Source organism: Microbulbifer sp. SH-1 (assembly GCF_011326135.1).
GTDB classification, from domain to species: domain Bacteria; phylum Pseudomonadota; class Gammaproteobacteria; order Pseudomonadales; family Cellvibrionaceae; genus Microbulbifer; species Microbulbifer harenosus.
In genome coordinates this window covers 4,460,001-4,482,577 of record NZ_CP046948.1, presented here as the reverse complement: position 1 = coordinate 4,482,577, position 22,577 = coordinate 4,460,001, and the positions used below count along the sequence as shown (strand labels likewise).

At 58.2% G+C, this 22,577-nt stretch carries 17 protein-coding genes and 2 rRNA genes (1 of these 19 only partly in view); 3 read left to right on the top strand and 16 right to left on the bottom strand.

Annotated features, from left to right (window positions below):
- The first annotated feature begins 128 nt into the window (after positions 1 to 128).
- Both GNX18_RS18505 and GNX18_RS18500 read left to right on the top strand, forming a co-directional pair.
- Complete coding sequence (locus tag GNX18_RS18505; RefSeq protein WP_166220001.1) at positions 129 to 2,213, top strand: M13 family metallopeptidase; 2,085 nt, start codon at positions 129 to 131, stop codon at positions 2,211 to 2,213.
- Between the two features lie 144 nt (positions 2,214 to 2,357).
- Positions 2,358 to 4,244 (top strand): MFS transporter, encoded by a 1,887-nt coding sequence (locus tag GNX18_RS18500; protein WP_166219999.1) that lies wholly within the window; start codon positions 2,358 to 2,360, stop codon positions 4,242 to 4,244.
- 239 nt (positions 4,245 to 4,483) lie between these two features.
- Here GNX18_RS18500 and tpx read toward each other — a convergent pair whose 3' ends face one another.
- The 5 genes from tpx to GNX18_RS18475 form a co-directional block, all read right to left on the bottom strand.
- Positions 4,484 to 4,978, bottom strand: coding sequence for a thiol peroxidase (gene tpx, locus GNX18_RS18495; protein WP_166219997.1), 495 nt, complete (start codon positions 4,976 to 4,978; stop codon positions 4,484 to 4,486).
- 161 nt (positions 4,979 to 5,139) lie between these two features.
- Entirely contained in the window at positions 5,140 to 6,546 is a 1,407-nt protein-coding gene (locus tag GNX18_RS18490; protein ID WP_166219995.1) for a M20/M25/M40 family metallo-hydrolase, read from the bottom strand.
- Positions 6,547 to 6,585: 39 nt separating this feature from the next.
- Positions 6,586 to 6,933, bottom strand: a complete 348-nt coding sequence (locus GNX18_RS18485; RefSeq protein ID WP_166219993.1) for a hypothetical protein — start codon at positions 6,931 to 6,933, stop codon at positions 6,586 to 6,588.
- 24 nt (positions 6,934 to 6,957) lie between these two features.
- The gene (locus GNX18_RS18480) at positions 6,958 to 7,584 is read right to left on the bottom strand and encodes a 1-acyl-sn-glycerol-3-phosphate acyltransferase (protein WP_240914097.1); all 627 of its coding nucleotides are present in this window, start codon (positions 7,582 to 7,584) and stop codon (positions 6,958 to 6,960) included.
- Positions 7,585 to 7,608: 24 nt separating this feature from the next.
- Positions 7,609 to 9,192, bottom strand: a complete 1,584-nt coding sequence (locus GNX18_RS18475; protein WP_138236190.1) for a peptide chain release factor 3 — start codon at positions 9,190 to 9,192, stop codon at positions 7,609 to 7,611.
- Positions 9,193 to 9,321: 129 nt separating this feature from the next.
- On the opposite strand from GNX18_RS18475, the gene GNX18_RS18470 reads away from it, so the two are divergent.
- Positions 9,322 to 11,112: an aminopeptidase P family protein gene (locus tag GNX18_RS18470; protein ID WP_166219991.1), complete on the top strand. Its 1,791-nt coding sequence runs from the start codon at positions 9,322 to 9,324 to the stop codon at positions 11,110 to 11,112.
- 57 nt (positions 11,113 to 11,169) lie between these two features.
- On the opposite strand, the gene GNX18_RS18465 is transcribed toward GNX18_RS18470, so the two are convergent.
- The 11 genes from GNX18_RS18465 to GNX18_RS18415 all read right to left on the bottom strand — a co-directional run.
- Positions 11,170 to 12,240 carry an alpha/beta fold hydrolase gene (locus GNX18_RS18465; protein WP_166219989.1) on the bottom strand — a complete coding sequence of 357 codons (1,071 nt, stop codon included), beginning with the start codon at positions 12,238 to 12,240 and terminating at the stop codon, positions 11,170 to 11,172.
- A 16-nt stretch (positions 12,241 to 12,256) separates the two neighbouring features.
- Positions 12,257 to 13,627, bottom strand: a complete 1,371-nt coding sequence (locus GNX18_RS18460) for an MATE family efflux transporter (protein WP_138236193.1) — start codon at positions 13,625 to 13,627, stop codon at positions 12,257 to 12,259.
- 808 nt (positions 13,628 to 14,435) lie between these two features.
- A complete protein-coding gene (gene rimI, locus GNX18_RS18455; protein ID WP_166219987.1) occupies positions 14,436 to 14,927 on the bottom strand; it encodes a ribosomal protein S18-alanine N-acetyltransferase in 492 nt (163 codons plus the stop codon).
- Between the two features lie 53 nt (positions 14,928 to 14,980).
- Positions 14,981 to 15,751 (bottom strand): hypothetical protein, encoded by a 771-nt coding sequence (locus tag GNX18_RS18450; RefSeq protein WP_138236196.1) that lies wholly within the window; start codon positions 15,749 to 15,751, stop codon positions 14,981 to 14,983.
- A gap of 19 nt (positions 15,752 to 15,770) precedes the next feature.
- Positions 15,771 to 17,306: a 2-isopropylmalate synthase gene (locus GNX18_RS18445; RefSeq protein ID WP_138236197.1), complete on the bottom strand. Its 1,536-nt coding sequence runs from the start codon at positions 17,304 to 17,306 to the stop codon at positions 15,771 to 15,773.
- Between the two features lie 556 nt (positions 17,307 to 17,862).
- Entirely contained in the window at positions 17,863 to 18,342 is a 480-nt protein-coding gene (locus GNX18_RS18440; protein WP_138236198.1) for a glutathione peroxidase, read from the bottom strand.
- Positions 18,343 to 18,908: 566 nt separating this feature from the next.
- Positions 18,909 to 20,438: an IS66 family transposase gene (locus GNX18_RS18435; protein ID WP_166219985.1), complete on the bottom strand. Its 1,530-nt coding sequence runs from the start codon at positions 20,436 to 20,438 to the stop codon at positions 18,909 to 18,911.
- An 85-nt stretch (positions 20,439 to 20,523) separates the two neighbouring features.
- A complete protein-coding gene (gene tnpB / locus GNX18_RS18430) occupies positions 20,524 to 20,859 on the bottom strand; it encodes an IS66 family insertion sequence element accessory protein TnpB (protein ID WP_166219983.1) in 336 nt (111 codons plus the stop codon).
- Positions 20,856 to 21,188, bottom strand: a complete 333-nt coding sequence (locus GNX18_RS18425; protein ID WP_166219981.1) for a transposase — start codon at positions 21,186 to 21,188, stop codon at positions 20,856 to 20,858. Before GNX18_RS18425 ends, tnpB begins: the two co-directional genes overlap by 4 nt.
- Positions 21,189 to 21,334: 146 nt before the next feature.
- Positions 21,335 to 21,450: ribosomal RNA gene (rrf, locus tag GNX18_RS18420) — 5S ribosomal RNA — on the bottom strand.
- A gap of 211 nt (positions 21,451 to 21,661) precedes the next feature.
- Positions 21,662 to 22,577, bottom strand: a 23S ribosomal RNA gene (locus GNX18_RS18415); it runs 1,981 nt beyond the window's last position.

Sequence of the window (22,577 nt, the reverse complement as noted above, 5' to 3'; positions counted from 1 at the left end):
CATCGCCCACCGCCAGCCACTGGGCGCAAGGGCGCTTGCTCATCACAAGTGCACTTGCATACTATGTCCAGTCAGACTCCATCCGGTCCGCGGACCGACTACGACATAACATGCCCAAAAGGCCATTCATGAAAAAACTGCTTTTACCCCTGGCGATCGCCGGTGTCGTTGCCGGCACCTCCCTGACCGGCTGCTCGAAATCCGAGGGCCCACAAGCGGATTCCGCGCACACCAAACCAGCTGCCGAAGCCGCCGCCCCTCAGGCCACCCTCGGCTCCGGTATCGACCTCAGCGCGATGGACACCAGCGTGCGCCCACAGGATGACTTCTTCTCCTATGTGAACGGCAACTGGATCAAGAATACCGAAATCCCCGCGGACAAATCCCGCTGGGGCGGCTTCACTATTCTCGCCGACAAGGCCACAGAAGAAGTGAAGGCCCTGATCATGGAAGCCGGCCAGCATGCGGGCAACGCGGGCGCCAAACAGATCGGTGACCTGTACAACAGTTACATGAATGAAGAGCTGATCGAGAAGAAGGGGTTTTCGGCCATTGCCGGAGAACTGGCCAAAGTCGATGCCATTCAGTCCCAGAAGGACCTGACAGACTTCTTCGCCTACGCGGATACCGTTGGCTATGACGTGCCTTTCGGCGGCACCATCTACCAAGACCTGAAGCAGGTAGAAAACTACATTACTTTTATGTGGCAGGCAGGCCTCGGCTTGCCGGATCGTGATTACTACTTCGACGATTCAGAAAAAGGCCAGAAGCTGCAGCAGGCCTACCGCGACTACATGGTGAAAATTCAGCAGATCGCCGGACTGGACAATGCCGAGCAGTACGCCGACACCCTTTACGCGCTGGAAAAGAGCCTGGCGGAGCACCACCGCACCCGTGTGGACAATCGCGACCCGGAGAAGTATTACAACAAGAAGACCCTCGTTGAACTTAAGGCGATGATGCCGGCGGTCGACTGGGACAGCTATCTGCAGAAAGCCCACCTGGAAAAAGCACAGGAATTCGTGGTCGGCCAGCCGGAGTACCTGGAAGCGGCCAACAAGATCATCGCGGATACCGAACTGGACATCTGGAAGCGTTACCTGAAACTCAAGGTGCTCTCTGCCGCCGCGCCCTATATGCACAGCGAAATGGCCCAGGCCCATTTCGATTTCTACAGCACCACTATCCGCGGCGTGAAAGAAATGGAACCGCGCTGGAAGCGTGCCGTACAGTTTGTGAACGGTTCCGTGGGTGAGCTGGTGGGCCAGCGCTATGTGGAGAAATACTTCCCACCGGAGGCCAAGGCACGCATGGTCAAGTTGGTGGACAACCTGAAAGCGGCCTACAAGGATTCTATCGAATCCCTGACCTGGATGAGTGAAGACACCAAGAAGGAAGCCCTGACCAAGCTGGCCAACTTCACCACTAAGATCGGTTACCCGGATAAGTGGCGCGACTACAGCGCGCTGCAGGTGAAGGCCGATGATCTGGTAGGCAATGCCATTGCCGCCACCCTGTTTGAAACCCTGCACGAGCGCGACAAGCTGGGCAAACCGCTGGACCGCGGTGAGTGGGGCATGAGCCCACAGACCGTGAATGCCTACTACAATCCGGCGATGAATGAGATCGTATTTCCCGCCGCCATCCTGCAACCGCCGTTCTTCAACATGAACGCGGACGACGCGGTGAACTACGGCGGCATCGGCGGCGTGATCGGTCACGAGATTGGCCACGGTTTCGACGACAAGGGCAGCAAGTTCGATGGCAAGGGCTACCTGAACAACTGGTGGACCGATTCCGACCGTAGTAACTTTGAAGGCCTCACCAACAAGCTGGTGGCCCAGTACAACGGTTTCGAGCCGCTGGAAGGTGAACATGTGAACGGCGAGCTGACCCTGGGTGAGAACATCGGCGACCTGTCCGGCCTCGGCATTGCCTACAAGGCTTACAAAATGTCCCTGAAGGGCGCCGAAGCGCCGGTCATCGACGGTTTCACCGGCGATCAGCGCGTGTTCCTGGGCTGGGCGCAGGTATGGCGCAGCAAGATGCGTGACGAAGCCCTGAGCGAGCGCCTGAAAACCGACCCGCACTCCCCGGCAGAATACCGTGTTCAGGGCGTACTGCCGAACCTCGATGCCTTTTACAAAGCCTTCGATGTGAAGGAAGGCGACGGTATGTACCTGCCGGAAGAGGAGCGTGTTGTTATCTGGTAAAGGGAATCTGGTAATTCCAGCTCCAGCGTCCAACGCCGATCCGAGAGCCCCGCCGTTGCGGGGCTTTTTTTTGCAATCGAGATAGCGCTGCATCCCGTACGGTTATCGCATACCATGTCGAAAACGGACTTCCAGGGGATTCGCATGACCCACACGAACCAGTTTGCCCTGCTCAGCAGCCGCCGCTTCCTACCCTTCTTCTGCACCCAGTCCCTCGGCGCCTTCAACGACAATGTATTCAAGAACGCGCTGATCGTGATGATCGCCTTCCGGCTGGCCACCGATGAGGCCAATTTCCTGATCAACCTCGCCGCTGGGCTGTTTATCCTGCCGTTCTTCCTGCTCTCCGCCACCGCCGGCCAGATCGCCGACAAGCTGGACAAGAGCGTGTTGATACGGCGTATCAAGCTCGCAGAAATCGGCATTGTGCTGTTCGGTATCGCCGCGCTGTACAGCGGCAACAACTACCTGTCCCTGTTGGTGCTGTTCCTGCTCGGAGCCCAGTCCACCTTTTTCGGGCCGGTGAAATACGCCATCCTGCCCCAGCATCTACAGAAAACGGAGTTAGTGGGCGGCAATGCGCTGGTAGAGATGGGCACCTTCGTTTCTATCCTGCTCGGCACCATTGTGGGCGGTCTGCTGGCTGGCTTTACCGGTGACGGTGAGTCGGGTTTGCTATGGATTTCCGCGGTGATCACCATCACCGCGATTGCGGGTTATCTGGCCAGCCGCGCGATTCCCTCAGCGGCGGCGCCGGCACCGGATCTGGTCCTCAACTACAATCCGTTCACCCAGACCGCGCGCATTCTCCGAGAGGCTGCGAAAACACCGTCGGTGTTCTACGCCATCATCGGTATTTCCTGGTTCTGGCTGCTGGGCGCCGCCTATCTCACCCAGATTCCGAGCCTCACCCGCAATGTGCTGGGTGGCAGTGAATCGGTGGTCACCCTGCTGCTGTGCTGTTTCACCATCGGTGTGGCCGTCGGTTCGCTGTTGTGTGGGCGCCTGTCCGGGGGGCGCGTGGAGCTGGGGCTGGTGCCCATCGGCGCGGCGGGGCTGACCATTGTCGGCATACTCCTGACGTCGACCACCGGCAGTTACCAGCCGCCGGCGGACGGCAGCGTCGCCGCCTTTTGGGCCAATGAGGGCTCCCTCGGCATTCTCGTCAGCCTGACCCTGATCGGTATCTTCGGTGGTTTCTTTATTGTCCCGCTCTATTCGATGATGCAGGAGCGCTCGGCGCCTGAAATCCGCGCACGGATCATTGCCGTGAACAATGTGCTGAACGCGCTGTTCATGGTGGTGGCGGCGGTGCTCGGTATCGTATTCCTGAATGTGCTGGGGGCAACCATCCCGCAGTTTTTCCTGATCATTGCGCTGATGAATGCGGCGGTGGCGCTCTTTGTGTTCACCAAGGTGCCGGAATTCGCCATGCGCCTGCTGATCTGGCTGCTGTCGCACACCATGTACCGGGTGAAACACGAGGGGCTGGAGCAGATCCCCACCGAGGGGCCCGCCATTATTGCCTGCAACCATGTGAGTTATGTGGACGCGCTGCTGCTGGCCGGCGCGGTGCGCCGCCCGATCCGCTTCATCATGTACAAGCCGATCTATGAAATTCCGGTACTGCACTTTATCTTCAAGACCAGCCGCGCCATTCCCATCTGTTCCAAAGAAAAGGATCCGGAGGGCTACGCGCGCGCGTTTGAAGCGATTGAACAGGGGTTGAAAGACGGCGATCTGCTGTGCATTTTTCCCGAGGGTCAGCTGACCAAAGACGGCGAACTGCAACCGTTCAAGGCCGGGATCGAGAAAATCCTGCAACGCACACCGGTGCCGGTTATCCCCATGGCACTGCGCGGCCTGTGGGGCAGTTTTTTCAGCCACAAGGACGGCCATGCGTTTAGCACGCTGCCGCGAAGGTTCTGGTCAAAAGTCTGCGTGGTGGCGGGACCGCCGTTGGAAGCGGCCATGGTCAAGGCAGAAAAACTACAGGAAACCGTATTGGGACTGCGCGGCGAGCACCGATGAATCAGCGCAATTGGCATCGCTGTATTCATATCCACAACAGTCGTTTGCCCGAGAGGAAGGCCACAGAAATGCGCTGCATACTCAACGCCGAATAGGGTTCATACCACTTCTGCTTCGCCGCAGAGGTGCACTCAGACGCGCTCAGATAAATTGGAAGCGCCGAAGCGAAACACCCCGCAAAACGCGGGGTGTTTCGAGGAACAGCGGACGCTATTCCGGATTTTGGTCCCGATGGACCATCAGAGCGCAGCCAGAGCCGCCTCGTAATCCGGCTCGTTGGCGGTTTCCGCCACCTGCTCGGTATAGGTCACTTTGCCGTTTTCGTCGATCACCACCACCGCGCGGGACAGCAGACCTTTCAGTGGGCCGGTCTCGAACGTCACGCCGTAATCACCGCCAAAATCCGAGCGGAACGCGGAACCCAGCTTCACATCCTCGATACCCTCAGCACCGCAGAAGCGGGTCATGGCGAAGGGTAGATCCGCAGATACGCAGACCACGACGGTATTATCCAGTGACGCGACCTTTTCATTGAATGCGCGCACGGACATGGCACAGGTAGGCGTGTCCACAGAAGGGAAAATATTCAGAACCACGCGCTTGCCGGCGAGGTCAGACAAGTTGAGTTCCGACAGGTCACCCTGTACCAGGGTAAAGGCCGGCGCCTGGCTGCCAACGGCGGGCAGCTCGCCTACGGTGGTGATGGGGTTTCCTTTCAGAGTGATATTGGCCATGGTGCAGTCCTTGACGTAACTGAATGTTAAAACTTCGCGTATGAGTACTTTGTTGAAAGTGCCCGCAGCATGGCGAGTCAATGGGGTAATGTCAATTGACCCGCGAGTAATAAAAAACCCCGCGAAATGCGGGGTTTTGTATAGTTCATTTCAGATGCGGATCAGTGCTCAGATGGCACACGACCGAGATCGCCTTCCATTTCCGCCGCCAGGAACGACATCACCACCCAGGCCGCCACATTCTGCTTGAGGTTTTCCGGGTCCACCTTGTCCAGGGTGTCATTGGGTGTGTGGTGATAATCGAAGTAATCGGTACCGTCCTGGTACAGAGTCATCGCCGGTACCCCCTGCGCCACAAACACGCTGCCGTCCGGGCCGCCGGAGGCTTTGTTGTCGCCGCGCTTGATACCGAGCGGCGCCAACAACTGCATCATTTGATCGGCAATGGCGAACTTGCTCTCGGGAATGCGGGTATCGAAACGCCAGATTTTGCCAGCACCGAAATCGGACTCAGACACCATCACGATTTTTTCCAGGTCGTTAGCGTGGGCCTCCACATACTGTTTCGCGCCAACAAGACCGATCTCCTCGGCACCGAACAATACGACGCGCAGGGTGCGGCGCGGACGCTGCGGTAGCTCCGCGATCAGGCGCGCGGTTTCCATTACGATTGCCACGCCGGCACCGTCGTCCAGTGCGCCGGTGCCTTCGTCCCAGCTGTCCAGGTGCGCGCCGATGATGACGACTTCCTCGGGCTTTTCACGCCCCACCACTTCGCCGATCACATTGAAGGACGGGCCGTCGGCCAGCGCCTCGTTGTGCACATTCAGTTTTAGTTGTACTGGTTTGCCACGCTTCAGCATGGCTTCCAGCAGGTTCGCATCCGGCGCGGACAGCGCCAGGGCCGGCACCGGATTTGCCACGCCGTCCACCGACATCATACCGGTGTGGGCGAAGCGGTCGGAGTCGGTACCCACAGAGCGCAACAGCAAAGCCGCCGCACCCTTTTCCGCCGCCGCGCGCATGCCTTTGCTGCGGCCAGCCGCGGCCGGGCCGTAGCCCTCTCCGGTGCGCGCGCGCTCCATGCGCTTGTTGATAAACGCGATCTTGCCCTTCACCTTGCGCGCCGGCGCTTTCATCAGCGCTTCCACATCGGCAAACTCGACAATTTCCGCAATGAGACCGCCCTCCGGCGTGGACGCGCCATAACCGAGAGAAGTAACCACCAGCGGTTGCGGGAAGGGCGCGGTCACTTCCGCGTGGGCGTGACCGCGGGCCCAGCGCTTGACGTCGATCTGTTCGGTGTAGACTCGGTCAAAACCCAGATCTTTCATTTTCTGTTGCGCCCAGGTCACCGCGCGCTCATCGCCCTTGGTGCCGGCGCGACGCGGGCCCACCTCCACCGTGAGGGATTCCACGTGGCTGTAGGCATCGGAGGATTCCAGCGCACGATCCCGCAGCACTTCCGCCACGGAGATATCTTCCGGCTTCAATGGAACGGCCTGGGTGCTGGCGGCCAGCAGAACGGCGGCCAGGGCACCGGAAAAATTCATCAGAGGCTTTAACATGTTTTCTCCAGTTGCGGCATTGTGGATTTGTTATGGAATTTATTCGGCTTCGTTTTGCGGCGGCAGTGCCAGCAATCGCTCGCGCACATCACGCAGTTGTTGCAAGCCGGCGTCGGTGAACAAGTAAGGAGGTGTACCTGTGTACTCTTCCTCCTCGATTTTTATACATGCCAGGCGCAACTGCTCCAGCGGCGGATCGTGGCGCATGGGGTAACTGATCAGTACCCGCCACTCGTTGTCGTCCGCCTGTCCGGCAATCACATCCTCAAGGCCCTGCTGGAATTGTGCGCGCTCCATACGGAAGCGCGGTGTGCGCATATGCATCAGCCCCCAGATAATGAGGGCAAATATGGCGAAGGACAGGCACAGTGTAATAAGAATATTCACAACCGCCCTCCTTCGGCGCTCCGCTTACGCGGCGTGATTAAAGTCGGTCTGGTTTTCCGGGTTGCGCCCACGGTATTTGCTGAAACGCCGCTGGATCTCCTGCATATCCGCTTCGAGATCCCCCGTGGGATGATAGAGCGAGTCTACACAAATGCGCTTGGTGGGAAAGTCCCAAGCTACCAAAAGAACAGGGACGTCCGCGGCGTACGCAATGCGCAGAAACCCATTCTTCCATTTATGCGCCTTCTTGCGGGTGCCTTCCGGAGTGATGGCAACCCACATTTTTTCATTCTGCTTAAACTGACTTGCCATGTCCTTGGCCAGCCCTCCCGCCGCGCCGCGGTCGGTGGGAATTCCGCCCAGCGCCATAAACAGACCTTTGAACGGAAAGAAAAAAGCTTCCTTTTTCATCATCCAGGAGGCCTTGAGTTTGAGCGCCATGATGAATGGCATAGCCACCACAAAATCCCAGTTGGACGTGTGCGGAGCCAGCGCCACCATCAGTTTTTTCTCCGGAGGGAAATTGCCGTCAAAGCGCCAGCCGAGCAGTTTCACGATCAGCAGGCCTATCCCCTGAGTGAACCAGTTGCCCGCTCGTGGCATTTCTTCCGGCAGATCCGCGGGGATGGTTGTGTTTTTTTCGGCGGTCACTGCAACAATCTCTTCAGGTTTTACTTAGTGTTCACGGGTCGCGTAGAAACGGATTTCCTTGTGGCGCTCTTCCGCGAGCTGCAGGTTCACCCGCGTGGGCGCCAGATAGGTGAGGTGCCCGGAACCATCCAGCGCCAGGTTGGTGCTGGCTTTGTTTTTGAACGCTTCCAGTTCCTTGGCGCTGTCGCTGTCGACCCAGCGCGCGGTGTTCACATTCACGTTTTCGTAAATGGCTTCCACCTTGTACTCGTCTTTCAGACGGTAGGCTACCACTTCAAACTGCAGCACCCCCACTGCGCCGACGATGATGTCGTTGTTGTCGAGCGGGAAGAATACCTGGGTGGACCCCTCTTCCGACAGCTGCTGCAGGCCCTTCTGCAACTGTTTCAGTTTCAGCGGGTCTTTCAGGCGGATGCGGCGAAACAGCTCCGGGGCGAAGTTCGGGATACCGGTGAACTTGAGGTTCTCGCCCTCAGTAAAGGTATCGCCGATCTGGATAGTGCCGTGGTTGTGCAGGCCGATGATATCGCCGGCGATGGCTTCTTCCACATGGGTGCGGTCGCCGGCCATGAAGGTCACCGCATCGGCGATTTTCACATCCTTGCCGATGCGCACATGCTTCATTTTCATGCCGCGATTGTACGTGCCGGAGCACACCCGCATAAACGCGATGCGATCGCGGTGCTTCGGGTCCATGTTCGCCTGAATCTTGAATACGAAGCCGCTGAACTTGTCTTCCGACGGTGCGACGGTGCGCTCGTTGGTCTCCCGCGATTGCGGGCCCGGCGCCCATTCCACGAAACCGTCCAGCATCTCGCGCACGCCGAAGTTGCCGAGCGCGGTGCCGAAAAATACCGGGGTCAGCTTGCCCGCGCGGTACTCTTCCAGGTCGAATTCGTGGGTCGCGCCGCGCACCAGTTCGATTTCATCGCGCATATCATCGGCGTATTCCCCCAGCAGCCTGGTGGCCTCGTCGGAATCAAGCCCGTGGATCTGGATGTCGTCGGGGATGGTGTGGCCCTGCCCCTGCTTGAACACATGAATGGTGTCGGTGTAGAGGTTGTAGACGCCTTTGAAATTCTTGCCGGAACCCAGCGGCCAGTTGATCGGCGCCGCCTTGATGTTCAGCACCTCTTCGATCTCGTCCATCACCTCGATGGGATCGCGGATATCCCGATCCAGCTTGTTGATGAACGACAGGATCGGCGTGGTGCGCAGGCGGCACACGTTCATCAATTTGATGGTGCGGTCCTCTACACCCTTGGCGCCGTCAATCACCATCAGCGCGGAATCCACGGCGGTGAGTACACGGTAGGTATCTTCGGAGAAGTCCTCGTGTCCGGGCGTATCCAGCAGGTTGACCACGCGCTCCTTGTAGGGGAATTGCATGACGGACGAAGTCACGGAAATACCGCGCTCCTGTTCCATCGCCATCCAGTCGGAACGGGCATGCGGCCCCTTCTTGCCCTTCACCGAGCCCGCCAGCTGGATGGCATTTCCGAACAACAGCAGTTTTTCGGTCACCGTGGTTTTACCGGCGTCCGGGTGGGAGATGATGGCAAAGGTGCGGCGGCCGTTGATGCCCGCCAGGGAGGAGGATTGACCCATAATGCAAAAATACGGCTGGATAAAAAACAGGCGCGCATTATACACGCCGGCACACGGCTCGGGGGCCTGTTAAACTGCAAAATCTGACGAGAAACTAACAGCCAAACTCCACTATTCAAGAGGTGAATAATGAGTCAGGAACGTCTGACAGCGCTCCAGCATGCCCTCGCTGGACAACAGGTACAGGGCTTCCTGATCCCCCGCTGCGACGAATACCAGAATGAATACGTGCCGGCGGCCGACGAGCGCCTCGCCTGGCTCACCGGCTTTACCGGCTCCGCCGGCCTCGCCGCCATCGCCGGTGACCGCACCGCTCTATTCGTTGATGGGCGCTATACCCTGCAAGCCGCTCAGCAGATCGGCAGCCAGCCCATCGAACAACAGAATCTGGCGCCTGCGGATATTGCCAACTGGCTGTGCGCCACGCTGAAGGAAGGCGACACCCTCGGCTACGATCCACGCCTGCACACCGAACCCGGGCTTGCCCCGCTGAAAAAGCGCCTGGACGAGTGCGGTATTCACCTTCTCGCGCTGGACGCCAACCCTATCGACCGCATCTGGGATAACCGCCCCGCCGCACCCTGCGGCGCAGCGCGCCCACACCCACTGACCTTTACCGGCGAAGATTCCGCCAGCAAGCGCCAACGCATTGCCGAGCAGCTCGCGACGAAAAAACAGGACGCCTTGTGGCTCGCCAATCCGGAAGTGTGCGCCTGGCTGTTCAACATCCGCGGCAGCGACATTCCCCATTTGCCGGTAGCCCTGTCTATGGGATTCCTTTACCAGGATGGCAGCGCCGTACTGTATCTGGCGGAAAGCGCTACCACTGAGGCCCTGCGCCAGCATCTGGGCCGGGATGTGGAAATCGTGCACGACAAACTGGCACTCTTCACGGCGGCTGAACGCCAGCACGTGCAGAAGGTGTGGGCCGATCCGCTGCTCACCAATTGCTGGACCCTGCATGAACTGCGCAACCGGGAAATAAAGATTCTGCTGGAGCGCGATCCCATTACGCTCGCCAAAGCACGCAAGAATGCGGTGGAACTGGAGGGCAGCCGCGCCGCACATATCCGCGACGGTGCCGCGCTGTGCGAATTTCTCGCGGAGTTGCCGGCGGCGGTGGCAGGCGGCCGCCAAGACAAAAGCTTCGGTGAACTGGAAGCGGTGCAATTACTGCGCAGCAAGCGCGAGCTGCGCGAGGGGTTTACGGACGACAGCTTCGATACCATCTCTGGTTACTGCGGCAACGGTGCCATCGTGCACTACCGCGTAAGCCCGCAGTCGAGTCTGCCGATGCGCGCCGCAGGTATCTACCTGATCGACTCCGGCGGTCAATATCCCGACGGCACTACCGATGTCACCCGCACGGTGGCACTGGGCGAGCCACCACCGCGGGCGAAGGAACATTTCACCCGGGTACTGAAGGGCCATATCGCCATCGCCAGCCTGCGTTTCCCCAAAGGCACCTGCGGCGAACAAATCGATGCCTTCGCGCGCAAATCTCTGTGGGATGTTGGGCTCGACTACGCGCACGGTACCGGGCACGGCGTCGGCAGTTTTCTGAGTGTACACGAGGGACCGCAGCGCATCGGCAAGGCAAATACCAATGTGGCGTTGGAGGCTGGCATGATCGTCTCCAATGAGCCGGGGTTCTACCTCACCGGCGAGTACGGCATTCGCATCGAAAATCTGGTCTTCGTGAAGGAGAGCGCGGAGTATCCAGGTTTTTTGGAGTTCGAAGCACTGACGATGGCTCCCATCGAACGCCAGTTGGTTGATCCGGAACTGCTTGCCGACAGCGAACTGATATGGCTGAACCGCTACCACGCGACAGTGCGCGAGACCCTGCTGCCGCTGGTCAGTGAGCAGACCAGAAACTGGCTTGTTGCAGCGACGGAACCGCTGTCGAAAGCCCAGTAATCTCCGTTGCCAGTTTGGGCGCCGCCGAATCAGCAGTGGCGTCCGAACGGCGCGTTCCTACTCGGAAGCCCCCTGCGTATGCATTCCGCCTTTAACAGGCATCGATGCTTCTTCGTCGTGCATACCGGTCTGACTCCGGCTCTCGTCCCAAAACGGCAACATCGCCGCCAGCACCCGGCGGCTGACTTCCGGTTCCAGCGCATGCCCCATGCCCGGGATTGCGACAAACTGTGCGCCTGGAATTTTGTCGGCGGTATCGCGGCCATGATCCGGCGGCAGCAGCGGGTCGCTGTCGCCGTGAATCACCAGCGCCGGCACATCGATGGCTTCCAACAAGCGCGAACGGTCACCACTGGCGAGAATCGCCTGAAACTGTCGCACAGTGCCGGGACCATAGCTGCCCCGGTTCAATACACGTTCTGCCAACTGGCGGGCATTTTCCTCGACGAAAAATTCGGGCGAGCCGATGGTGCGCGCGATGGTCACCCGGTTGGCCAGCTCCTGCTCACGGCTTAGGCCGGACTTGGCCCCCAGTGCCAGCGCGGAAATCGCCTCCGCTTTTGACTCGGTGAGATGGGGCGCTCCAGAACTGGACATAATCGAAGTGAGGGTGAGCACCCGTTGCGGGTATTCCGCCGTCAGTACCTGCGCGATCATGCCGCCCATAGAAGCGCCAACGATATGCGCGTGGCGGATGTGAAGCGCATCCAGTACACCAACTGCATCCGCCGCCATGTCCTCCAGACGGTAGGCTGGCTCGGGGACAAAACCGACTTTGGCCCGCACCAGCGTCCACCACACCGGCGGTGCCGACAGGCGATAAAATTTCTGCGACAGTCCGGCGTCGCGGTTGTCCAACACCACCACCCGATAACCCTGATCGAGCAGCCCCTGGACCAGGGTATCGCCCCAATGCAGCATCTGCGCACCGAGCCCCATGATCAGCAGTACCGGCTCGCCTTCCCGTGATCCCATATCCTGATAGGCAATCGCGGTTTGATTGACGGTAGTGAAATGGATTGGATAGCGATCGAATGGATTTTCCCCCGCATTTGCGCTCACCGCCTGGAGCGCCATCAAGCCGATGAAAATCCGACAGAAAATTCGCCGCACAACAGTCATCAACATATACAGCCTCACGGAGTTATTTCGCCACCACATGCTCAGGCTCCCCTGTGTGCACGCTGAGATAACGGCGCAGCCACCACCAGGCCAAGGCGCCAATCGCCAGATTGGAAATCAGTGTGGCCACAAACAGTCCGCGGATTCCCCAAAAATGATTACCCAGCCAGGCCAGTGGCAAATACACACCGAGTACACGTAAGAAAGAAATGAAGGTGCCGGGGAGCGGATGGCCGAGGCCGTTGAACGCCGCATTGGCGGACATCACAAACCCGTAACCGGCATAACTGAACGGCACCAGGCTCAGATAGGCCACCGCCACCGCCAGCACCTGTGGGGAATCGCTGAACAGCGCGGCCACCTTGCCACCCACCAGCCACAGCACCAGCGCGACACCAATGCCGAAAAAAATACTGAATCGCGCGAGCACCGACACCGTTTGCAGCAGGCGATCGTGCCGATTTGCCCCCGCGTTTTGCCCCATGAATGGTCCGACCACCGAAGAGAGCGCGTAAAATACGATCAGCGCCACCGGCTCGATGCGCAGCGCCACACCGAGCCCCGCTACGGCATCGGCACCGTGGCTGGCCACCAGCGCAACGACCACTCCGCCGGACATTGGAATGATCACATTGGTGGCCATCGCCGGCAGTCCCACCGCGAGCAGAGCAAGCCAGGAGCCCTTCAGCTGCGGCCAACGCCAGCTAGGCAACCCCAAAATCTGCTCCCGACGCACCAGTACATAAAGTGCAATAGCAAAACTGAGGCCACGCGCGATCACCGTCGCCAGCGCCGCCCCCTGCAGCTCCAGCCGCGGAAATCCGTAGAGGCCGAAGATCAGTAGTGGGTCGAGAATCAGGTTGAACAGCGCCACCGCCATCAGAATACGTCCGGTAATCGCACTGTCTCCGATGGCGCGCAGTGCCGACAGCGCAACCATCGGCACCACCGCAAACAATGCCCCCAGATACCAGGTCACCATGTATTCCGCGATCAGCGGCAGTAACTGCTCCTGCGCCCCCAGCAGCCGGAACAGGGGCTCGATGGTCAACAGCCCCACCGCGCTGACCAGTATGGCAATAACCAGCGACAACAGCGTAGCGTCACTGACAAGGCGCTTCACACGCGCCATGTCGCCGGAGCCATAGGCCCGTGCCACTGCGGAGGACGTCCCCGCGCCGAGCCCGATGGCGAGTGCGTTGATCACCATCACCACCGGAAAAGTAAAACTCATCGCCGCCAGCGGCCCGTCTCCAAGCTGCGCGACAAAGTAGGTGTCCACCACGTTGAACGACATAGTGGCGAGAATGCCCCACACCATGGGCAGGGCCAGGCGCTGCAGGTGACCGGAGACAGGACCGTGGAGTAATGAGGGGTGCTTGCTGGAGGCCATGGAATGTCGAGAACAACCGTGATGGGTGCGCCTGCGAGAGCGCCAAAAATTGAACAGTTATTCTAGGGCCTGCGGCGTCCGATTTCGATGGGTGTCACGAAAGAAAACCCTATAGTAGGAAAAAAGAAATGGGCCAGCGTTAGTTTCAAGCTGGCCGGGAGAGCGGGATCAGAATTGCCATTCTACTCCAGGCTGCGGTTTTCGTCGATCTGCCATGATGTTTTGTTAGCGACGCGCACAGCGTCAACGTTGTGCTGGAAGTGCCCGCTCACCGCAATGGGGCCAGCCTAGTGCTGGCCACCGGCGATATGCGCACGGGACAGCGCACCGGCCAGCTCCTGGTCATTGTTCACGGCGGTGAGATAGAACCGTGTCTCCACCTCACTTTCACCATGTTTCTTTTCCGCGCTTTGTTCATGTCGACTAGGTTTACGCCCCCTGGAGTAAGTGTCACTTCCGCCGAATCCTTTTGCAGGCTCTGGCTGGTACCAATGACCTCAATGGTTTCCAGCACCTCATCAGCGGCCTCGGCGGGCATACAGGCGAGCGCGAATAGACTCAACGCAACGACACCGCCATGCAGCGTAAGTGGGTGTTTTTCTCTGGCAGCATGGCTGGGGGAAACGGGCATCGAGAAACTCCTTGGATTTATTGTTATCGCAACGATATCCGTTGCATGTCCATAGAAGTTTTGCAGTATAAAGATACGGCGACTCGCGTAGTTGCGACATATTGTCGCAGCGACCAAGCGAGCCAGAAATAATGAGAGTCAGGACTCTATAGGCGTGAAGCCGTCTTTTTGAATAAATTAAAGATAAAGGCTCATCAGCAATGCATCTTCCCGAGTGCCATCCGCTTTGGGGTAATAATTTTTGCGGCGGCCATCTTCGGAAAAACCAAGCTTGTGATACAAAGCGCGGCCGGCGCGATTGGATGCGCGCACTTCCAGCAGCACCCGCGCCACATCTTCCGGCAGAGCAGAAAAAATCTGTTGCAGCAGGCTCGCGCCAACACCCAAGCGGCGCCACTCTGGTGCCACGGCCACATCGAGAACTTCCACTTCATCGAACAGCCGACTGATCACACAGCAGGCGACAATCGCGTGCTGGTCGGTGCGAAAAATCCAACATGTATGCCCGGATTCAAGGCTGTCGCGATACTGGCCGGCATTCCAGGGATGGCTGTGGGCGCTCCGCGCCAGTTGCGCCAACGCGTCACAATCCGGTAGCCCTGCTTTTTCCAGCGTCAGTCCGGCTGCGAGTTCGGAATTCGGAGAATGTTTGTGAGGAGGGGTCTTCAACGCACGATGTCCATGTTTGGCATCCAGGTCCGGCAAAGCCAGGCTGGCCAGCCTTATCGCCGGGTCTGTTCGGGGTAGAGTGTTTGCAGTAACTGCCAAACTTCGCGCTTGCGCAGTGGCTCGCTCAGCAGTTCAGAAAGACTCGGCATGGCGATCAGGCGTACACCGTTCCAGTCCGCAACGGCATCTTCGAGTATCACCGGCGCGCAGTAATCGCGCGCCTGTTGCCCCATCAACCAGATGGACTTCACCGGCCGGCGCGCGACCGCCGCTTCCAGCCAACTGCTGCAGGTATCGCGGGCATCCGCGGCGCCGGCCGCGGCAGCAAATGGGTTTTCCGCCAGCGGCCACTTTAGTTTGTCGCGCCCGGTAGTCAGCTGGTGCCAGCCAAGCGCCCGGGCCATATTCCCGAACAGAGACTCTACCGGCAGTGCGCTGCCCGGTTCACGGCTGTCCACCGCCAGCAGCTCATCGCCAAGCCACCAGCAGCTCAATACAAAGGGATTGATCTGCTGCGCAGGGGCAATCGGTTCCGGGTTTACCTCCGCACGCGTCGTACGGGTCTCGGTGGTGATACTGCCGATTACCCGGCTGATTTCAGGCGCGGACTCCGGGCGCGGGGAGGGCCGAGTTTCATCGACAGGAGCAGGTTCAGCGCCGACCGCGGCCATGACCGCGGCAACCGGGGCTGCTTCCGGAGTGTCCTCAATTGCCGGCGGCAATTCCGCCTGAATCGCCACCGGGGCCAGTGGCAGATGGAAACGCGGCATATAGCTGGTTATGCCCAGTGCCGCCAGGTATTCCGTCCGCTGCAGTTCGTTCACATCTGGCCCCGTTTTCCGATCAAACGCCTTTCGGCTTGCTACTTTTACTGGCGAGCAAGTTTAAAGCATCCAGATAGGCTTTTGCGGATGCCACCAGAATATCGGTATCCGCACCCACGCCATTAACCAGCTTGCCGTCGCGCTCAAGGCGTACAGTCACACTGCCCTGGGAGTCGGTACCCTGGGTGACCGCGTTTACCGAGTAGAGCTTGAGATCCGCATTACTGCCCACCACCGACTCGATTGCTTTGAACGTGGCATCCACCGGACCACTGCCCTCAGAGCTACACTGAGTGCGCTCACCGTCGATCACCAGCTCAAGGCGAGCCTGTGGGTTGCTGCCGCTCTTGCTGCGCACCTCGAGATCCGCCAGCTGGTAGTGTTCCACCGGCTCTGCAGCACCGGAGATCAGTGACTGCAGATCCTCGTCGAAAATCTCGTGTTTCTTGTCGGCGAGATCCTTAAAGCGTTGGAACAGTACGTTGAACTCTGCCGGATCGGCAAAGGTTACACCAAGTTCTTCATAACGCGCCTTTACTGCCGCGCGGCCGGAATGCTTGCCCAATACCAGACGGTTCTGCCCCCAACCCACATCTTCCGCGCGCATGATCTCGTAAGTCTCGCGGTGTTTGAGCACACCGTCCTGGTGAATGCCAGATTCGTGTGCAAACGCGTTAGCGCCCACAATCGCCTTATTGGGTTGCACGGGAAAGCCGGTGATCGAAGACACCAGCCGTGAAGTGGGCACGATATGGGTGGTATCAATTCCAGTTTCCACCGGATAGAGATCCTGCCGGGTGCGCACCGCCATCACAATCTCTTCGAGTGAGGCATTACCCGCGCGTTCACCCAAACCATTGATCGTGCACTCCACCTGGCGCACGCCATTCATCACGGCGGAGAGAGAGTTGGCAACCGCCAAGCCCAGGTCGTTGTGACAGTGAGTGGAGAAAATCGCCAGATCGGAATTGGGTACATTTTCGATGACCCGCTTGAACATAGCGCCGTACTCGCCGGGTTCACCGTAGCCCACAGTATCCGGGATATTGATGGTACCGGCACCAGCTTTGATTACCGCTTCGATGATGCGGTACATGAATTCTGGTTCGGAGCGACTGCCATCTTCCAGTGAGAATTCCACATCATCGGTAAACTGGCGCGCCGTCTTCACGGCTTCCACAGCCTGACGCAATACGTCTTCCGGCTCCATCTGCAGCTTGTATTTCATGTGGATCGGGGACGTGGCAATGAAGGTATGAATGCGCGCAGAGTTGGCTTTCTTCAGTGCTTCACCGGCGCGGATGATATCCGGCCCCACAGCCCGGGCAAGACTGCAGACCGTAGAGTCTTTGATTGTCTCCGCCACTGCCTGCACCGCTTCAAAGTCGCCCTGACTGGCGATTGCAAAGCCCGCTTCGATCACATCCACTTTCATGCGCTCAAGCATGGTGGCAATACGGACTTTTTCTTCCTTGGTCATTGATGCGCCCGGGCTCTGTTCGCCATCGCGCAAGGTGGTATCAAAAATGACTAATTTATCTTTCTTAGTGTTCATCGGGACTCTTCTCCTAGTCTGGCCCGAGGCTAAACAGCAGGGATGCCGCTGTCTACGCACTGCTCAAATTAAGTACGGAATTCTGTCGAGAGATACGGGGGTAAAATTATATGCCGCAGCGCGGCAGTCGTAGCGGGCCAGCTAGTAGCGGGGAGGCGGCAAAGGTCGCAGCGGCGGGAGAGAATCCGGTGCAGTGAGAAATGGATGAACCTGGAACGCCTGATAAACAGAAGACGACTCGCCTTCCGACCGGCACTATCGAACCGTCTTGGATAGTGGGAAACATGTCTGCAGCTTCAATAATCTGGTTGATTGAAAACGATACCTCGAAACCCTTTTGAGGCTTCTGCGATTGCCAGGAAGTCTTGACCGGGCATCACATGTGCGACTATAAGCCTGCCCCGCCAAGACATCAATATCCATCCTATTTAAAGCCTTAAAATCAGACAAACTCGCAAAAACATCAACACAATGACATAAATCGGGAAACGATTATCCCAACACAACCGGATCCGCAGTGGTACCTGTTAGCCCCCCCTTCGGACCTGAAGTTGGTTCAAAGCAGTTTTTCTATATCGGCTGCCAGTGACTCAGGCTTGTCTTTTGGCGCATAGCGTCCAACCACTTTGCCATCCCGGCTCACTAGGAACTTGGTGAAGTTCCATTTGACACCCTCAGTCCCAAGGATTCCCGGCGCCGACTTCTTCAGCGAGGAAAACAATGGATGGGCATCTCCACCATTCACATTCACCTTGGCATATACCGGAAAACTGACGCCATAGTTGATGGAGCAGAACTCCTGGATTTCGCTGTCGCTTCCCGGCTCCTGCTGACCAAACTGGTTGCAGGGGAAAGCAAGCACCACCAGCCCTTTTTCACGGTACTCACGATACAGGTCTTCCAGCCCTTGGTACTGGGGAGTAAACCCGCACTTGCTCGCCGTATTCACGATCAGCAATACCTTGCCTCTGTGTTCTTCCAGGCTGGTCTGCTCTCCATCGCTGGTAAGGAAGGGAATCGAATAAAGATCGGACATTTCGAAATCTCTTTTTTCAGGAAGGGCTAAACGCTACTGGTGCTCCGTCCGAATGGCAAATTTCATTTGGGCACCTCCTCACCGGAAGCCCGTTTGCGACTGGCCGCTCTAGTTTTGTGGATTGTTTTTCTTGGAGTTTTTTGGGTTATGCACAGGTGCTTTACTCACAGAAACACTGGACAGAGCTGGGGATAAGTTTGGGATATTGAGGCTGAAGCCCGTGGTTGCTGGGGTTGGGGAGGCGTTTAAAAAAGCGTCGGTGGTGGAGTTGGGTGGTTTTCGGGGTGACCTGGGGGCGTGCGGGGTGATGGCGTTTTGATTCGGGGGAAGTAGGTGTTTGTGTGCTGTCGTCGCTGATCAGTTTTGGGTTTTGATCCGGGCCTGTGCTGGCGGGGAGAGCGATGACCTACAGTGGGTGGCGAGCGGTGCTCGCCATCGCGGTGCGACGCCCTGCGGGCGCCCCAAGCCCGCACCTTTGGTGCTGCCGGGGTCGCGCACGACCTTTCATATGGCAGCGCGGTGCGCTGCGAGGTCGTGGGAGGAGTTCATCGGTAAGCGTCTAGGCATCACACCTTGTCAGCGGGAGTCCAATTGTGTGGCAACAACTCACCAATGGCACTCGCACGCTGCGTTGGTAGCCGCTGCATAACGTCCTTCAGATACGCATAGGGATCATGCCCATTCAGTTTGGCTGACTGGATCAGGCTCATGATCGCCGCGGCACTCTGACCGCCGCGCAAACTGCCGGCGAACAACCAGTTGCTGCGTCCCAATGCCCACGGTCGGATCTGGTTTTCCACATGGTTGTTGTCGATGGGCACCGCGCCATCATCACAGTAGCGCGTGAGTGCCTGCCAGCGCTTGAGGCTGTAATCGATGGCCTTGGCCGTCGCCGATCCATTCGGCACTTTTTGGCGCTGCATCAGCAGCCACTGGTGGAAGTTGTCCAGCAGCGGTTTTGATTGTTGCTGTCGTTGTTGCTTTCTGGCCTCTGCGGTGAGTTCTTTGGCTTCGCGCTCTATCTCGTAGAGCCTCTGGATCTGCTGCATAGCGTATTCGGCGATTTGGCTTTTGTTCGCCACGTGCAGGTCGTAGAACTTCCGGCGGGCATGCGCCATACAGCCGATCTCAGTAATGCCGCTACTGAAGCCGGCTTTGTAGCCGCTGTAGTCGTCACACACCAGTTTGCCCTGCCAGCCGTCGAGGAAGCTGCGGGCGTTGGCGCCGGCACGGGTTTCCGCAAAGTCGTAGACCACGGATTTAACTACAGCAGTAGAGGTACTGCAGTAGGCCCAGATGTAGGCGCGGTGGGTTTTCTTTTTGCCGGGCGCCAGCATGGGTACCGGAGTTTCATCCGCGTGGAGAATCGGCTGCTGCAGCAGTTCTTCGCGCAGGGCATCGACCAGGGGCTGCAGGGCAACGCCGCAGCGACCAACCCATTCGGCCAAGGTAGAGCGAGAGATGGCAAGCCCGGCGCGGGCAAAGATCTTCTCCTGCCGGTAGAGCGGCAGGTGATCGGCGAACTTGGCAATCAGCAGATGGGCCAGCAGCCCACTGGTGGGAATGCCCTTGTCGATGATCTGCGCAGGCACCGGTGCCTGGGTGATACGTTCGCAGTGTTTGCAGGCCCATTTGCCGCGGATATGGCGCTCTACGGTGAAGGTGCCCGGGGTGTAGTCGAGTTTTTCGCTGATGTCTTCACCGATGCGCTGGAGCTGACAGCCACAGGTGCACTGTGTGCTATCCGGCTCGTGCTCGATGACCTGGCGGGGCAACTCCGCTGGCAGCGGTGCGCGCTTGGGTTGGCGCTTCTCCAGTTTCGCTCTGGTATCCGCTCGGGATAGCTCCATCTCGATGGCCGCGATATCGGCCTGCACCAGTTCGTCCAGCAGACTGGCCTGATGAGCATTCAGGCCTTCGCTGCTTTTACCGAAGCGGTGGCGCTTGAGAATGGCCAGCTCGTGCTTGAGCTTGTCGTTCAGCAGTTGCTGGTTATGGATGAGCTTCTTGCTTTCCGCCGACTCAGCCAGCAACTGCGCCGCGAGCTGGCGCAGCTGATCGGCATCGAGGCTGTTGAGATCGGGCGGTGTTGTCATGGCAGCTATCCTGCCAGATTCCACCGCCCATGGTGATTACCAGATAGGACGTTTTGACGGCGGTGTTGGCCAGCGACAGGGGCTGCTAAAGCAGAGTGATCCGGTTGTCGCGACCGACCTGTTGCCACGGCAGGCCGATCACCAGCGCCTGCAGCTGCTCCGTGGTCAGCGCAATCCGCTCGCCTTGCCAGGGCTTGCCCCAAACAAAGCTACCCTGATGCAGGCGACGCGCCGCCAGCCAGAGCCCGAAGCCATCGTGTACCAGGACCTTCATGCGGTTAGCGCGCTTGTTGGCAAACAGATAAGCGCAGTGGGGCTTGGCTTCACCGAACACCTGCACGACACGGGCCAGCGCCGTATCCGGCCCGGCGCGCATATCCAGCGGTTCCGTGGCCATCCAGACCTCGTCGATCTGGATCACGATTGCAGTGCCCGGAGCCAGGGAATGGCGCGGTCGATTTGGGCAAGCGGCCAGCGTACTTTGATACCGGGCAATTCGAAGACCACATCTTCTACCATCCCTCGCGGTGCAGGCAGCGGCACAGAGACAAATTTCTGTTCAGCGGGTTTCTGATTACCCTCGGCTTCGCGCCGCCACTTGTGGATCAAGTTGGCATTGATGCCGTGCCGGAGGGCAACGCTGGCTACGGAGGTGCCAGGCTCCAGACATTCTTTGAGAATCTTGGCCTTAAGCTCGGGGGAATGCCGGCGACGCTTAACGGGTGTCTTGGCGGGGATAATTTCACTCATATTAGGTGTCCACTTGTTGATAGGTGGACACCTAAATTACAGCTCAGATTTTGGTTGGGAAGACGGGTTTGCCGGACGCATACGTTCATCGTATCCAAAATAAAAAAAGGGCCACCCGTTTGGGTGGCCCTTTCTTTTATTTAGAAGCCTGACGATGACCTACTCTCACATGGGGAAACCCCACACTACCATCGGCGATGTTGCGTTTCACTTCTGAGTTCGGCAAGGGATCAGGTGGTTCCACAACTCTATGGTCGTCAGGCAAACTGGCTTGGGTTGGTGTTGGTCTTACGGGCTGTGCCCTGCGCTACCGTTTGATTGTCTGTCTGCCTTCGCTGTACTCAGCGATAACAATCAACCCAAATAAGTCGGCGAAACATTCTGTAGTAATACACCGCAAGTCGATCTCTTGCGAGTAGCTTGCGCGTCTCTCGGACTTCACAATCCGAATCGTTAGTAACCATCTCTGTTGTATGGTCAAGCCGCACGGGCAATTAGTACTGGTTAGCTCAACGCCTCACAACGCTTCCACACCCAGCCTATCAACGTGGTAGTCTTCCACGGCCCTTTAGGAGACTCGAAGTCTCAGGGAGATCTCATCTTGAAGGAGGCTTCCCGCTTAGATGCTTTCAGCGGTTATCCCGTCCGAACATAGCTACCCGGCAATGCCACTGGCGTGACAACCGGAACACCAGAGGTTCGTTCACTCCGGTCCTCTCGTACTAGGAGCAACTCTTCTCAAATCTCCAACGCCCACGGCAGATAGGGACCGAACTGTCTCACGACGTTCTAAACCCAGCTCGCGTACCACTTTAAATGGCGAACAGCCATACCCTTGGGACCGGCTTCAGCCCCAGGATGTGATGAGCCGACATCGAGGTGCCAAACACCGCCGTCGATGTGAACTCTTGGGCGGTATCAGCCTGTTATCCCCGGAGTACCTTTTATCCGTTGAGCGATGGCCCTTCCATACAGAACCACCGGATCACTATGACCTACTTTCGTACCTGCTCGACATGTCTGTCTCGCAGTCAAGCGCACTTATACCATTATGCTCATTGCATGATTTCCGACCATGCTGAGTGCACCTTCGTACTCCTCCGTTACTCTTTGGGAGGAGACCGCCCCAGTCAAACTACCCACCATACACTGTCCTCGATCCGGATTACGGACCAGAGTTAGAACCTCAAACATACCAGGGTGGTATTTCAAGGATGGCTCCACAAGAACTGGCGTTCCTGCTTCAAAGCCTCCCACCTATCCTACACAAGTAGGCTCAAAGTTCAGTGCAAAGCTATAGTAAAGGTTCACGGGGTCTTTCCGTCTAGCCGCGGGTACACTGCATCTTAACAGCGATTTCAATTTCACTGAGTCTCTGGTGGAGACAGC

Excerpts from the sequence above, each read along its gene's own strand:
- GNX18_RS18505 (WP_166220001.1), top strand. The coding sequence starts at position 129 with ATGAAAAAACTGCTTTTACCCCTGGCGATCGCCGGTGTCGTTGCCGGC.
- tpx (WP_166219997.1), bottom strand. The coding sequence starts at position 4,978 with ATGGCCAATATCACTCTGAAAGGAAACCCCATCACCACCGTAGGCGAG.
- GNX18_RS18475 (WP_138236190.1), bottom strand. The coding sequence starts at position 9,192 with ATGGGTCAATCCTCCTCCCTGGCGGGCATCAACGGCCGCCGCACCTTT.
- GNX18_RS18470 (WP_166219991.1), top strand. The coding sequence starts at position 9,322 with ATGAGTCAGGAACGTCTGACAGCGCTCCAGCATGCCCTCGCTGGACAA.
- GNX18_RS18460 (WP_138236193.1), bottom strand. The coding sequence starts at position 13,627 with ATGGCCTCCAGCAAGCACCCCTCATTACTCCACGGTCCTGTCTCCGGT.
- GNX18_RS18445 (WP_138236197.1), bottom strand. The coding sequence starts at position 17,306 with ATGAACACTAAGAAAGATAAATTAGTCATTTTTGATACCACCTTGCGC.
- GNX18_RS18440 (WP_138236198.1), bottom strand. The coding sequence starts at position 18,342 with ATGTCCGATCTTTATTCGATTCCCTTCCTTACCAGCGATGGAGAGCAG.
- GNX18_RS18435 (WP_166219985.1), bottom strand. The coding sequence starts at position 20,438 with ATGACAACACCGCCCGATCTCAACAGCCTCGATGCCGATCAGCTGCGC.
- GNX18_RS18465 (WP_166219989.1), bottom strand. The coding sequence starts at position 12,240 with ATGTTGATGACTGTTGTGCGGCGAATTTTCTGTCGGATTTTCATCGGC.
- GNX18_RS18425 (WP_166219981.1), bottom strand. The coding sequence starts at position 21,188 with ATGAGTGAAATTATCCCCGCCAAGACACCCGTTAAGCGTCGCCGGCAT.
- GNX18_RS18500 (WP_166219999.1), top strand. The coding sequence starts at position 2,358 with ATGACCCACACGAACCAGTTTGCCCTGCTCAGCAGCCGCCGCTTCCTA.
- GNX18_RS18490 (WP_166219995.1), bottom strand. The coding sequence starts at position 6,546 with ATGTTAAAGCCTCTGATGAATTTTTCCGGTGCCCTGGCCGCCGTTCTG.